At 31.0% G+C, this 14,441-nt stretch carries 9 protein-coding genes; 1 reads left to right on the plus strand and 8 read right to left on the minus strand.

The annotated features are described in order from the left end of the window. Positions 1-451 precede the first annotated feature (451 nt). From M3Z80_RS06360 to M3Z80_RS06375, 4 genes are read right to left on the minus strand one after another with little or no spacing between them, the layout of a single operon-like run. Entirely contained in the window at positions 452-1,696 is a 1,245-nt protein-coding gene (locus tag M3Z80_RS06360; protein WP_293918621.1) for an NADH-quinone oxidoreductase subunit D, read from the minus strand. A 31-nt stretch (positions 1,697-1,727) separates the two neighbouring features. Beyond that, complete coding sequence (locus M3Z80_RS06365) at positions 1,728-2,222, minus strand: NADH-quinone oxidoreductase subunit C (RefSeq protein ID WP_293918636.1); 495 nt, start codon at positions 2,220-2,222, stop codon at positions 1,728-1,730. Between the two features lie 21 nt (positions 2,223-2,243). Beyond that, the gene (locus tag M3Z80_RS06370; protein WP_293918623.1) at positions 2,244-2,792 is read right to left on the minus strand and encodes an NADH-quinone oxidoreductase subunit B; all 549 of its coding nucleotides are present in this window, start codon (positions 2,790-2,792) and stop codon (positions 2,244-2,246) included. 41 nt (positions 2,793-2,833) lie between these two features. Next, on the minus strand, positions 2,834-3,199 hold the full coding sequence (locus M3Z80_RS06375; protein ID WP_293918624.1) for an NADH-quinone oxidoreductase subunit A: 366 nt from the start codon (positions 3,197-3,199) through the stop codon (positions 2,834-2,836). A gap of 244 nt (positions 3,200-3,443) precedes the next feature. Here M3Z80_RS06375 and M3Z80_RS06380 point away from each other — a divergent pair, with 244 nt between their 5' ends. After that, the gene (locus M3Z80_RS06380) at positions 3,444-5,918 is read left to right on the plus strand and encodes a TonB-dependent receptor (protein WP_293918626.1); all 2,475 of its coding nucleotides are present in this window, start codon (positions 3,444-3,446) and stop codon (positions 5,916-5,918) included. Positions 5,919-6,504: 586 nt separating this feature from the next. Here the strand turns inward: M3Z80_RS06380 and M3Z80_RS06385 are convergent. The 4 genes from M3Z80_RS06385 to M3Z80_RS06400 form a co-directional block, all read right to left on the minus strand. After that, entirely contained in the window at positions 6,505-7,269 is a 765-nt protein-coding gene (locus M3Z80_RS06385; protein ID WP_293918628.1) for a TIGR03915 family putative DNA repair protein, read from the minus strand. A gap of 14 nt (positions 7,270-7,283) precedes the next feature. Then, positions 7,284-8,540 (minus strand): putative DNA modification/repair radical SAM protein, encoded by a 1,257-nt coding sequence (locus tag M3Z80_RS06390; protein WP_293918630.1) that lies wholly within the window; start codon positions 8,538-8,540, stop codon positions 7,284-7,286. A 252-nt stretch (positions 8,541-8,792) separates the two neighbouring features. After that, a complete protein-coding gene (locus M3Z80_RS06395; RefSeq protein WP_293918632.1) occupies positions 8,793-9,932 on the minus strand; it encodes an efflux RND transporter periplasmic adaptor subunit in 1,140 nt (379 codons plus the stop codon). A 10-nt stretch (positions 9,933-9,942) separates the two neighbouring features. Next, positions 9,943-14,250, minus strand: coding sequence for a CusA/CzcA family heavy metal efflux RND transporter (locus tag M3Z80_RS06400; protein WP_293918634.1), 4,308 nt, complete (start codon positions 14,248-14,250; stop codon positions 9,943-9,945). Positions 14,251-14,441: the final 191 nt, after the last annotated feature.

Below are 14,441 nucleotides of genomic sequence, written 5' to 3' on the forward strand. Positions count from 1 at the left end.
GTACGATGCTACACAATATTTTCCGTGAAGATGTCTCATAATACTTTCACGGAAAATACAAAAAAATAAAATAAAAGATTTACATGGCACATTAATCTTAGCCTTACAATTAGTTTCAGATTTTTCCGAAAAAAACACATTCATGGAATAAATATATTATCAATAAATTTCCTGAATTTAATTTTTTTCTCATTCTTTTATAAAGAAGACAATTTTCCGATAAAAGAGCTCTCATTACTTACACTGAATTATTTTTAAATATCGTATTCAGGCTTAACTTTTTGAACATAACATTATATGAGTCCTCTTTAATTGCTCCATACCTCCTATTATTTATTTTATTGTATTTTTATAAAATTAAGATTATTAATAAAGTCTTTTTTATATAAACAAAAAACCCTCAAAAATGAGAGTTTTTTATTTAATATATGTAATTTAAGTTTAGTTACATTTATGCATCTAATTCTCCGGCAATAACATTTAAACTTCCTAAAGTTATAATTGCGTCTGATAACATTTGATCTTTTATTAATTCCGGATAAGCTTGGTAATATATAAAACACGGTCTTCGGAAATGCAGTCTATAAGGACTTCTTCCTCCATCACTTACCATATAAAATCCTAATTCACCATTTCCTCCTTCAACGGAATGAAAAACTTCTCCAGTTGGAATATCTGTTTCTCCCATAATTATTTTAAAATGATAAATCAATGCTTCCATACTTGTATAGACATCTGGTTTATCGGGAAGATAATATTCTGGAACATCCACATGGTAATTGCCCTCAGGTAAATTTTCATAAGCATTTTTAACCAATTTAAAACTTTCCCTCATTTCTTGTAAACGTACCATGAATCTATCGTAAGCATCTCCTGCAGTTCCAATTGGAATAATAAAATCAAAATCATCATAAGAAGAATAAGGACTCATTACTCTCACATCATAGTCTACTCCAGCGGCTCGTAAATTAGGACCTGTAAAACCGTAATTCAAGGCTCTTTCAGCTGAGATCCCCCCCACTCCAATTGTCCGATCCATAAAGATTCTGTTTCTTTCTAGCAAACTGGCAAATTCTTCTAATCTTTTAGGAAATTCTGCTATAAATTCTTTTATTAATTGATGAAATTTCGGACTAAAATCACGTTCAAATCCTCCTATTCTTCCAATATTAGTTGTCATACGAGCTCCACAAACCTGCTCGTATAGATCATATATTTTCTCTCTATCCTGAAATACGTATGTAAATCCAGTTAAAGCACCTGTATCAACTCCCATTACGGAGTCACAAACCAAATGGTCTGCTATTCTTGCCAACTCCATGATTATGATACGCATATAATCAATTTTTTTGGTAACTTTTATTCCCAAAAATTTCTCCATGGTCATATGCCATCCCATATTGTTAATTGGAGATGAACAATAATTAAGCCTATCTGTTAGAGTAGTGATTTGTGAATATGTTCTTCTTTCAGATATTTTTTCAAATGCTCGGTGAATGTATCCCACCGTAGATTTGGCTGATACAATCCTTTCTCCATCCATCAATATTTTATTTTCAAATATACCATGAGTAGAAGGGTGTGTAGGTCCTAAGTTGATTCTTTGCAACTCGCCGTCTACTTGTTCCTTCACAATATATTTGTCCACAGAATTTGATAAATCAATCAAATCACTAATATTTTTTTGCTTAGACATTTTATTATTCTAACTATTTTATTTTACTAAATTATCTGCCGAACATGGCATCATTTTTATCAGTGCGAGTAGTATCTTCCAATGTATATTGCTTCAAAAGTGGATGATAATCCATATCGTCCCTATTTAGTATTCTTGTAAGGTCAGGATGTCCTTTGAATTTGATTCCATAGAAATCAAAGGTTTCCCTCTCTTGCCAATTAGCAGCAGAATAAATAGAGGTAATTGAATCAATTTCAGGATTATCTATAGAAAAAAATGCTTTAATCCGTATTCTAAAATTATTTATAAAGCTATGAAGATGGTAGATTACTCCAAGTTCATTACCTTTATTGGTAGGATAATGTATTCCGCAAACATCCGTTAAAAAATCAATTTTAATATCATGATTTTTAATGAAAGTTAATAAGGGAAGTACAATATCTTTTTTTATTTCCAGGGTTAAAATTCCATCCGGTTCATATGTCCTTATAATACCATCTCCAAACTCATCTGTTATGAGTTGCAATACAAATTGATTATCTATAATTTTTCCTTCCATAAATTATCACGAAATTTCATATGAACTTAATAATTCTTTGTATTCTGCAGATTCTCTTCTTCTTAGACTTTCATTTCTAGCTATTTCTTGAATTTGCATAAAACCTTCAATAATTTGTTCAGGTCTAGGAGGACATCCGGGAACATATACATCTACGGGAATAACTTTATCAATTCCTTGCAATACTGAATAGGTATCAAAAATTCCACCACTTGAAGCACAGGCCCCCACTGCCATCACCCATTTAGGCTCTGCCATTTGAGTGTACACTCGCTTTAATACCGGAGCTAATTTTTTAGATATGGTTCCACAGACCATAAGAAGGTCTGCCTGTCTTGGCGAAAAACACATATTTTCTGCTCCAAAACGTGATAAATCATAATTGGAAGCCTGTATAGCCATAAATTCAATTCCACAGCAAGAGGTAGCAAATGGTAATGGCCATAGTGAATAAGACCTTGCTAATCCAATGATCTTATCAAAATTTCCGGCAAAATATCCGGGCCCACTAACTCCTTCAGGAGCCTCAACAATCTTAACTTTTTTTTCTGCCATTTCTTTTTTAAAAATATTTTAAAAATAGATTTTTATTATTCCTATTTTTCCCAATCCAGTGCGCCTTTTTTAACCACGTATACAAAGCCCATAAGAAAAACGGAAATGAAAGTTAATACCGCTAAAAAGCCTTCTACTCCGAAATCTCTTATATTTAAAGCATAGGGATAAAAAAAGATGATTTCAATATCAAATAATACAAATAAAATTGCTGTTAAAAAATATTTAACTGAAAAGGGCGAACGGGCATCTCCTTCATATGCTATTCCACATTCAAAGGTATCATCCTTAACTTTCCCGTGTACTCTCGAACCTAACATAGCCGATCCGATTAGAGCTGTTACACTGAACCCTAAAGCTACTGCAACCTGTATAAGTACTGGAACATAATCTATAGGTAAACTCATCCTTTCTAATTTTTTATACTTTCAATTTTAGAATGCAAAGTTAATATATTTTTTATAGTTGACCTCTATTTCAGCTATTAAACATCTTTAAATTAGCCTACATGAAATTAGAATAAAAAAAACAAAAGCAAATATAAAACATTAATAATCAATATATTAACAAAAAACAACAACATAAAAAACTCATTTTATTTGTAATTGGTCTAAATTAAAATTATATTTGCCGAAAAAATAAAAAATTATTATGAAAAAAACCTACATAGCTTTTGTTCTTTTATGTTTAGGACAGCTACTATTAGCTCAATATACATCAGGAATTAAAGGATATTTATTAGATGTGGAAGACAAACCGATCAAAACGGCAATTATTTACATTGACGGTGAAAAAGTTTCTGAGGTTAATAATCAATCTGGATATTTTGAAGTATCTGGTCTTAATGATGGTTTTCATAAATTAACTATCACCTCAACTAAATTTAATGACTATACGGAATCTATTATACTCAATCCAGATGAAGTTCAAGACATAAGTATAACATTATATGGAAAAGGTGATATAGATGATGTGACTATATACGGAACCAAACAAATACACGGATTAGATATGATTACCCGTCTTCCGGTTGCTCCTAGAGAATTACCTCAAAATATTTCTGTTATTACCAGTGAAATTATTGATAAGCAAGGAGCGTTAACCTTAACGGATGCAGTTAGAAATGTTCCGGGAGTGACTTTATTCGGAACTTATGGGGGAGCTTCTGAAAGTATGTCAATCAGAGGATATCGCGGTACTCCTGTATTAAAAAACGGTGTTCAAGTTGATTCTGATTTCCGATCTGCTTCTTTACTCTCTGACATGCAAGGAGTATCTAGTGTTCAAGTATTACGCGGTTCAGCAGCTATTACTCAAGGTATAGGGAACGGATTAGGAAGTCCGGGAGGAGTTATCAATGTAGTTACTAAAACTCCTTTGTTTTTAACAGCTGGAAACGTCGCCATTGAAACAGGAAGCTGGGGGTTATTCAGACCAACATTTGACTATCAGACTGTATTGGATAAAAAAAGAACGGCCGGATTTCGTTTAAATGGTGCCTACCAGAGATCTGACAGTTATAAACCTAGAGTAGATAATAACAGAGTTTACATAAACCCATCCTTTGAATGGAGGCCTGACGATAAAACAACCGTTACCCTTGAATTAGATTACCTAAATAATAATATCACCCCGGATAGAGGTACCGTAAATTCAACTGACTCTGATAAAAATAACCTATTAGATACCACCCACAAATTTTATGGATGGACAACTGATAATCAGAACACAAAAATTACCACATACAGTGCAAAAGTTGTAAGAAAATTAAATGATGTATTAAGTTTACGTGCTTTATATGCGGCATCTGAAAATAACGAAGAAACTTACGGGTTAGGTTCTTTAGCTAGCCCTTATAGATTTAAAGATGAAACAGGAAAAGATGTCACTGATTTTACCAGACGTGCCAGAACTTTAGCTTGGTCAGAAAGTGAAGATAAAAATAAAGTGATACAAATTGATTTGATTGGAAAAAATATCTATACTGGTAAAGTAAAACACACTTTTCAAACAGGTTTTGATTATAAGTTAAATAAAACAAATTCCATTACCCATGGAAAATACAGAAGAGACGATAGGGGAAAGGTAATTTTAGATCCTAAAACTGGATTACCTGCTATAGATAGATCTATAAATATAGATGTAATTAATATATTTGATAAAATACCAAATGTACTACCAAAAGGAATCAATAAATCTGCTTTCGACGCAATTGCTTCAACTAGTTCAAGTGAGTCAGAAGTATATGGAATAATGATTCAAGATGCTGTTGAAATAAATAAGTACATTCGAGCTAATGTAGGATTACGTTTTAGTCAAGATGCTAAAAAACCCAATATAGATGCAGCTAATGAGGCATGGGATCCTTTCGTAGGAGTAATGGTTAGCCCTTTAAAAAATATAAGTGTTTTTGGTAATTATGCTACTACAACTAATTTACGGTCCGCAAGTAATCCTACCAAAGACGGAGGTACTATTGGATCTTCCGTTACTAATCAATTTGAGGTAGGAGTGAAATCTGATTGGTTTAATAAAAAATTAGATTTTAATGTAACCTATTACTTTATTAAAAATAATGATATATCTTACCAAGTATATGAAAATGGAGTAGGTACAGGATATTACTCTAAAGCAGGAGATTTAAGAAGAAATGGGGTAGAAATCGAGGCGAATGGTCACATTTTGGAAAATTTACAAGTAATTTTAGGATATTCTTATTCAGATGTACAATATAAAAATAGCGTAGCTTATGTAAATGGTTCAAGACCTATGAATGCTCCGTATACTACTGCAAATGGATGGGTACAATACTTAGTCAATAATGGAGCATTAAAAAACCTTGTTGTAGGCGTTGGTGTGTATTATGTAGGTGATCGTCCTATTAATGACCATAGTTCAGATTTAAGAGCTGATGGACATGGTTCCACCCCGGGTATAAAACCTTTTAATATGCCTGATTATACCACTGTCAATGCTCAATTAGGATACACTTATCAAAATATAGGATTAAAATTTTTCTTTAATAATATTTTCGATAAAATTGGTTATACGTCTTATTATAGAGGTGGTTATATTAATCAAATTGATCCTAGAAATTTTAAACTTCAACTTACCTATAAATTCTAACTTTTTCATCAAATAATTTTTTAATTACTAATATTAAAACTACCTGCTTAGGCTGGTAGTTTTTTTGTATCTATTATAAAAAAGATATATATTACGATGAAATGACTTCATAACTTGAGAAAATTATATAATAGCGTTTTTCTTCTTATAAATATTTCGTATTAAAATAATTTATTGTTATTTTTTTATCCAAACTATTCACATTTTCAGAATTGAAATTGCAGGTTTAATTCATATTAATAGGATGTGTACAAAGGAAAATTGAGAATTAAAATTTTCAACTTAGAAATAAAAGAAAAAAAACACTTATTCTGTACTCAAAAATATTTATAAAATTATAGGTAGGAATTTGTTAAAATGAGAATTTCATTGAAATAAATAAAAATAAAATAAGAATACGGCATTCAATGCTTTTTCAAGATTATTTAACTATAAATATTTAAATTAATATCATTAAATTTAATTAACAATTTTGAGAATTTATATGTGGTTAAATAAAATGATAAAAAAGTAATAGAAAATAAATATTAATCTTTAACTTATAAAAAAGATAATCCTTTTAATTGTAAAAGCCTCATCTCATCATTTATTGTTTTTCTGTCAGATATTTCCAATATCTTTTGGGCATATGTTGTTTTTGTTTCTTTAGATTAATTCGTTCTTTAATGGTTAACGCCTGATAGTATTTTTTCCATGATTCCTGAAAGAGTACTTCTTTAGAATCCAATAAACTTTCATTGATTGAATCTTTGCTGAAATATTCATTATCTCTTTCTAGCGTCATTTGAATAACCTCTTTACTATCATAATAAAATCCATAATCACGTTTTAAATCATAAATAATCCAAGACTGAAAAGAAAATCGATCTTTAAAATGCGGAATAGCCAGCGGTAAACTATTGTAAATGGGATACACAGGAGCAAAATAGATTCCGTCTTTGGATTTTTTAAATCGAACAAATTGTTTCCAATTATATCCTTCTTTATAGACTTTTTTAGCTAAATTATGGGCTTGAATTATTACATCGTCACCAAAATCGGTATGACCGGCAAATTTGCTATCAATGGCTTTTTTAATATATTTAAATAGTAACCAATCTCTTTCATCTTGCTCCGACAGCCAAACTGCATGAATAATGTTAAGTGATTCTTTAGACATTTTTTTCTTTAGATAATTCCATACTTTTACTACAATCTCTTCTCTTGTTTGTATCTCTAATAATTGGTCGATAAATAAAGGAGGAATATCTCCTAATTTTATAAGCATCTCTGGAAATAATTTCTTTTGATATGCCTCAAAAATTACACATAAAAGCCCATCTAACGTCTTATCATAAGAAAATAGTATCATTATTTTTTTAAATTTTAAGGAAAAAATAAAGAAATCTGATTGGTGTTTTTAACAGTATTTTTTTTATTTACAAGAATTTTCTTTAAATAAGCAGGTGTAGTTTCATTAATGGTGATTCCTGAGGAATCTCTACATGTAATGAAATATTGCGCCCTTTTTATAATAACTCCGATTTTTTTTAGTTGATATAAATCTAATTTACCAAATTTCCGTGATGCTATAATTAATTTGGCTGACTTAATTCCTATACCAGGCACACGCAATATCTGCCGATACTCAGCATTATTAATATCAATAGGAAACATTTCGGGATGACGAAGTGCCCAAGCTAGTTTGGGATCCACATCTAGATCGAGATTAGGATTTTTTTCATCAATAATTTCTTCTGCCGAAAATTGATAAAATCTCATCAGCCAATCCGCCTGGTATAGTCTATTTTCCCTTACTAAGGGAGCTTGTTGCAAAACGGGAAGCCGAGTGTCATAAGAATTAACTGGTATGAATCCTGAATAGTAGACTCTTCTCATACTTGATTGCATATATAAAAGTGAGGAAACCCTTAATATATCTTGATCCGTCTCGTTGGTTGCCCCTATAATCATCTGTGTGCTCTGCCCTGCCGGAGTAAATCGGGGAATTGATTTATATTTTTTCTTTTCTTCCTTATATTCGAGAACTCCGTTCTGAATATATTTCATGGGGGCAAAGACGCTTTTGTGATCTTTTTCGGGGGCTAAAAATTTGAGGTTTTTCTCTGTAGGAATTTCTATATTCACGCTGAGTCTATCCGCATATAGTCCTGCTTGTGTTACTAATTCTTTACTGGCTCCCGGAATGCTTTTCATATGAATATAACCATTATATCTATGAACCGTACGCAATTCCTTGATTACCCGAATCATTCTTTCCATGGTATGATCGGGACTTTTAACTACTCCTGAGCTTAAAAACAAACCTTCTATATAATTTCTTTTATAAAATTCCAATGTTAGTTCAACCAGTTCTTTAACACTGAATGCAGTTCGTTTTATATCGTTACTTTTACGACTTATGCAATAGGCACAATCGTACATGCAATAATTGGTCATCATTATTTTCAGCAAAGAAATGCATCTTCCGTCATCGGTAAATGTATGGCATATTCCCGAAAAAGAAGTTGAGCCTATACCCCCTACTGCACTCTTCCTTCTAGCACCGCTTGAGGAACAAGAAACATCATATTTGGCTGATTCTGCTAATGTTGCGAGCTTATTGATGATTTGTTCTTTCATACATAACAAAATTACTAATCCTATTTTTTTTTATGAAATTTCAAATCATAAAAGAAACATAAATATTTAATAAACAATAACTTAAATTAAAAATATTTCCGTAAGTTTCTAAAGGAAACCAAGGAATATTATATGCCTTAATTTTTACTTAATAGTGTACCATTTTAACATATATAAGCCTATAAGCAATCCTCTTAAAAATAATATATATCTGAAACGAGTTATTAAATAAATATTATAAAATTTAAGTAATTAATGATCATGCTCAGACTCTATCTCGCCGGATTGGAGATAGTATACTCCTTTTATCACCAATTCTTGCTGAGAATTGAAATTTAAAATCTCTATGAAATCATCATTTGATCTTCCTATTTTTATTTCTTTTCGTTCTACATGATTTCCTTTTTTTATAAAAATATATGATTTTTCGTCCTCTTCGAATACAGCCTCTTTAGGTACTGTTAGCACATCTTTAGATTTATTGATTATATAAGCATTTACAAATCTTTTCTCATAAAAATCAGTTGGTGGTAATTTCGTTTGAATATCTGCATGAACCTGTATGGTATTATTTTCGGTATTCGTTACTTTTCCTATAATATGAATTTTACTTTTAATTAAAGTTTCAATTTCAGGTAGAGTAAATTCTACAGCTTGCCCTACATATAAAGATGAGGCATATTTGGACGGAACGTTTAATTCAACATGCAATTTATCTTGATTTATTATCAAGAAAAGTTCATCGGCGGTACTTATTTGCTTACCGGGAGAAATTTCTTCTGCTTGTACATATCCACTTATAGGACTTAATATTTTTAATTCCGGATTAATTTTACCTGTCTTGATTATAAAATTTGGCATAAACCCTAATAAGTGTAGTTCTGATCTCAAGCTTTCATATTCTGCAGTTGAGACTTGATAGGCAGCTAGAGATTGTTCGTAAGATTTTTTACTGGTTGCATCTCCTTCTAATAATGTCTTTTTTCGCTGGTAATCTTTGTATGCTAAATTCATCGTATAATAACTTTCTAAAAATTGTTTTTGCAATGTTATAAATGAAGGGTTATTTATAGTTGCTAATTCTTGCCCTTTATGTACATAATCTCCGGTAATAAAATTTATTTTCTCAATAAATCCATCTATTTTACTGTGGATGGATGCTTTATTTTCTGGAAGAGCATGTATAATACCAGTAACCATTATTTTTGATTCAATGGAACGCAACTCTGCTTTGCCGAATTCTATCCCATTAGTTTTGATCATCTCATCGTTTAAAGTTATTTTGGAATGCTCTTGGATATCTTCTTGATAGTGCTCTTTATTTTTTGAGGAACATGAATAACAAAGTATTGTTACAGTGTAAAATATATTTATGTATGTTGATATTTTCATGATCGATAAATTAATTTTGTTGGGTTAAATAGTTAAGTTCAATCAGAGTTTGATTATAGGTATTTACTAAATCCAAATAGGTATTTTGCGACTCTAAAGAGGATCTTAATATGCTGCAATATTGCAGGTAGTCAATTTCTCCGTAACGATATTTTATGTCTGCTATTCCGATCATTTTTTGTGAATCTTCGAGATGGGAAGTTCCAAATATGTTTAATTCATTATTAATCAGTTTCTGCTGCTCTTTTAGCTGCTTTATCCTTAAGTTTATACTTCGTTTGGTTTGTTCTTTCTGATATTCGACATTTTTATTTTCCAGTAAGGTTTGTTCTTTCAGCTTTTTATAATCATTATTAAATAAGGGGATGTTTACGCTAACTACTCCTGCATAGTAGCTGTAATTATTTTCTATGCTTTGCATCAATCCTCCAATGGATAGTTCCGGTAATCTTTTGGATTTTTCCCAAGCTAACATTTTATTGTTGTGCTCCTTTTCTTTTTCAAATTCATACAAATATTTATAATTTATACTGTCTGAAATAGAATTATTCTGCATTTGGTGGAATCTCTCCAACGGCTCTAATTTTTCATTCGCATTTATTCCACATAAGTTATATATATTATTTTCAATGTTTATATTTTCTTGTTCATTTATGATCTTTTGCTGTATTATTTGTTCCAACTCTGCCTTAAAAAATTGTTTTTCCATATAATCTGTTTCTCCTTTTTCATAACTAAACTGAGCCTTTTTTAGTCCTTCTTTATATAAGGAATCCATTTGGGTAAATAATTTTCTTTTTTCAATAAGGTAAACCCATTGGTTATATAGTTGTTCGAGCTGAAAAATTATTATGTGTTTTTGTAAGGAAGATTTTGCCGTTAACCATTCTACGCGACTATCCATAAAATTCTTCTTTTTTCCATATGAAAATAGATTTCCAAAATCTTGGCCGATTTCCCATTGATAATCTGATTCTCTACTGTTAAATTGCCCATATCCTACCTTCATTGAAGTCGAATTGAGCGAATAAGCATATTTCTTTTCCAATTTTTCTTTTTGAATCTGTAATTCTCTAGTTTTCAATTCAATATTTTCTTTATAAGCCAGATCTATAAGATTGGAAAGCGATACTTTTGTTTGAGCTTTTCCTGAATATATGCTTCCTAAAAAAATTACTATCGAAATGATTATTTTAGGATTTATCTTCTTTTTAAACCTCTTATTTTCTAAAATGTAATATAAGGCCGGGACTATTAATAAAGTTAATAAGGTAGATGTAAACAACCCTCCTATTACTACGGTAGCTAAAGGTCTTTGTACTTCAGCACCATTAGATGTTGATAAAGCCATAGGAAAAAAGCCTAGGGTAGCCACCATTGCAGTCATAAACACAGGTCGTAATCGATTTTCCCCTCCTACTTTTATTATTTCCTGAAGAGAAGTATATTTACCTGAATTTTTTAAGTAATTTAATTCACTTACCAAAACTATTCCGTTTAGAACGGCAACGCCGAAAAGGGCTATAAAACCAACGCCTGCCGAAATACTAAAAGGCAGCCCTCTTATCCACAATGCAATAATTCCTCCAATCGATGCTAAAGGGACTGCTGAAAAAATCAATAGCGCATCTTTAATACTCTTAAAAGTTATATATAAGAGTAAGAGTATTATGGATAAAGCAATAGGAATTGCAATGCTCAGTCGTGAAGAGGCTTCTTTAAGATTTTTAAATGCTCCTCCATATTCAATTCTATAACCGGGAGGCAATTTGATGGAGGTGTTTAACCTTGATTGAATATCTTGAACTAAGGATGTTATGTCTGTTCCACGAACATTTATCCCAATATTTATTTTTCTTTGCGCTTGTTCTCTTGAAATTAGCATAGGCCCGGTCTCATATTTTACGGATGCTACTTCAGAAACTGGAATTAGATTTTGAGTAGCGGTACGTACATGTAATTGTTCTAAACTCAAATTTTTTCTATATTTTTCATCTAAACGTATTACTAAATCGAAACGTCGTTCTCCTTCTACAATAGTCCCTGCTTTTAAGCCCGCCACTGAAGATTGTATGATTAGATTTAACGTGTTTACATCTAATCCATATTGGGCTAATTTGTTACGATCATAGGTAATTTCCATTTGCTTGAGACCTTCTGTTTGTTCTACTTTTACATCCGATGCTCCTTCTATTTTTTTTATTATTTGTGAAGCTCGATCTGCTATTTTTTTTAATTCTACCGCATCTTCTCCGAATATTTTAATTACAATATCCGCTTTTGCTCCTGTCATTAATTCATTAAATCTTAACTGAATGGGTTGAGAAAATTCAAATGAAGCGCCTAACACTGATGACAGCTTATCTTTGATTTTATTAGCCAATTCTTCTTGTGTTTGAGCTGAAACCCATTTATCTTTTTCTTTTAAAATAATCATGATATCTGAATCTTCTATTCCCATAGGATCAGTAGGAACTTCGGCGGTTCCTATTTTTGATATCACATGAATAACTTCTGGAAAATTATTTTTTATAATTTTTTCTATTTTATTGGTAGTCTTAATACTTTCCTTTAAGGAACTCCCGGGCTGAATGCTCATTTGCATAGCTATGTTTCCTTCCTGTAAGGTGGGAACAAACTCAGCCCCCATATTTTTGAAAATAAATATGGAAAAAAGCCAAATTATTAGGACTACACCTACTACTTTATAAGGTATTTTTAATACTTTCTCCAATATAGGGAGATAAACTGATTTTAGTTTATCCATAATTTTATCTGCATAAGTTATTTTATATACAATATCTTTTTTAATAAAAAGTGTTGTCATTACAGGTACATAGGTTAAGGAAAGCAGTAGTGCTCCAAGTATAGCAAAACTTACAGCCATAGCCATAGGCCTAAACATTTTGCCTTCAATTCCCGTTAAAGACATTACCGGAATAAAAACCAATATGATTATCAGAATTCCAAATGCTGCCGATTTATAAATTTCTCCTGTAGTTTTACCTACAATTCCATCTAATTGTTTTTGGGTGATATTTTTTCCTAAGTATTTTGTATGCAAGACATAAATAACAGATTCTACAATAATAATAGCACCGTCTACAACAATACCAAAATCTATTGCTCCTAAAGACAGCAAATTGGCAGACACTCCAAAAATGTTCATCATTATTAAGGCAAATAATAAGGAAAGTGGTATGATTGAGGCTACGATAAGACCTGCTCTTATATTTCCCAATAAAATAATCACAACAAAAATTACTATTATTCCGCCTTCAATTAAATTTTTTTTAACTGTTGAAATAGTTTTTTCAATGAGATGGGATCTATCTAGATATATATATATTTCTAAACCTTCAGGTAAGGTGGTCTTAACTTGATTAATCCTTTCTTTTACGTTTCGGACAGTCTTATAGGAATTTTCTCCTTTCAACATTAAAGTTATTCCTCCAACCACTTCTCCTTTTCCGTCCATGGTCATTGCTCCGAATCTTTGGGCGGATGCATAGGTTACTTCCGCTATATCTGATATTTTTATGGGAACTTGTTCCTTTACTGCTACTACTATATTTTTTATATCTTGAAGGTTTTTTAACATTCCGTTTGTTCTGATATAAAATAAATTGTGCTGTTTTTCAATATATCCTGATCCTGAATTTTGATTATTTTTTTCCAGCGCATTATAAACTTCTTCTAAGGTAATTCCATAGCTTTGTAATACAATAGGATCAATTCCTACTTCATATTCTTTTACTTTTCCTCCGAAACTTGAAATTTCAATGATACCCTCAATTCCATTAAGCTGTTTTTTTATTATCCAATCCTGAATTGTTCGTAAATCTTCCAAAGTGTAATCCGATTCAAAACCAGGCTTAACTTTAATTACATATTGACAAATCTCTCCTAGCCCTGTAGTTATAGGCATTAGTTGTGGTTCACCTATTCCGTTAGGAATTTCATTTTTAGTGATATCTATTTGTTCTTTTACTAATTGTCTTGCTCGTAGTACTGGAATATTTTCTTTAAATACTACAGTTATTATGGATAAGCCAAATCTTGATATAGATCTTACTTCAATCGCTCCAGGTATATTCCTTAATTCTGATTCCAGAGGTATGGTTATTAATTGCTCGACTTCTTGTGGGGCTAATGTGGGAGAGGTAGTAACTACCTGTACTTGATTATTGGTAATGTCGGGAGTAGCGTCTATAGGTATGGTCTGTATCGAATACAAACCACCTGTTAGTAAAGCTACTACACCAATGGCTACCCATAATTTATATTTTATTGATAACTCAATTATAGCTTGAAACATGTTTTATTATTTTTTAATTATGTATAAAATGATATTATTACATTTTTAGCTTTCTAAAAAAAATTTACATAATTTCCAATCACCGTTCTTCATTCTATAGATCTGTGTCATATAAATGAAGATTTATTATTTGTTGTAGCAATTATTATTTTAGAAGTAAAATTTATATTCTATTTAATTTACTCCTATTT

The sequence above is a fragment of the Apibacter sp. genome, assembly GCF_025291155.1.
Classification (GTDB): Bacteria; Bacteroidota; Bacteroidia; order Flavobacteriales; family Weeksellaceae; genus Apibacter.

Excerpts from the sequence above, each read along its gene's own strand:
- M3Z80_RS06360 (WP_293918621.1), bottom strand. The coding sequence starts at position 1,696 with ATGTCTAAGCAAAAAAATATTAGTGATTTGATTGATTTATCAAATTCT.
- M3Z80_RS06370 (WP_293918623.1), bottom strand. The coding sequence starts at position 2,792 with ATGGCAGAAAAAAAAGTTAAGATTGTTGAGGCTCCTGAAGGAGTTAGT.
- M3Z80_RS06375 (WP_293918624.1), bottom strand. The coding sequence starts at position 3,199 with ATGAGTTTACCTATAGATTATGTTCCAGTACTTATACAGGTTGCAGTA.
- M3Z80_RS06380 (WP_293918626.1), top strand. The coding sequence starts at position 3,444 with ATGAAAAAAACCTACATAGCTTTTGTTCTTTTATGTTTAGGACAGCTA.
- M3Z80_RS06385 (WP_293918628.1), bottom strand. The coding sequence starts at position 7,269 with ATGATACTATTTTCTTATGATAAGACGTTAGATGGGCTTTTATGTGTA.
- M3Z80_RS06390 (WP_293918630.1), bottom strand. The coding sequence starts at position 8,540 with ATGAAAGAACAAATCATCAATAAGCTCGCAACATTAGCAGAATCAGCC.
- M3Z80_RS06395 (WP_293918632.1), bottom strand. The coding sequence starts at position 9,932 with ATGAAAATATCAACATACATAAATATATTTTACACTGTAACAATACTT.
- M3Z80_RS06400 (WP_293918634.1), bottom strand. The coding sequence starts at position 14,250 with ATGTTTCAAGCTATAATTGAGTTATCAATAAAATATAAATTATGGGTA.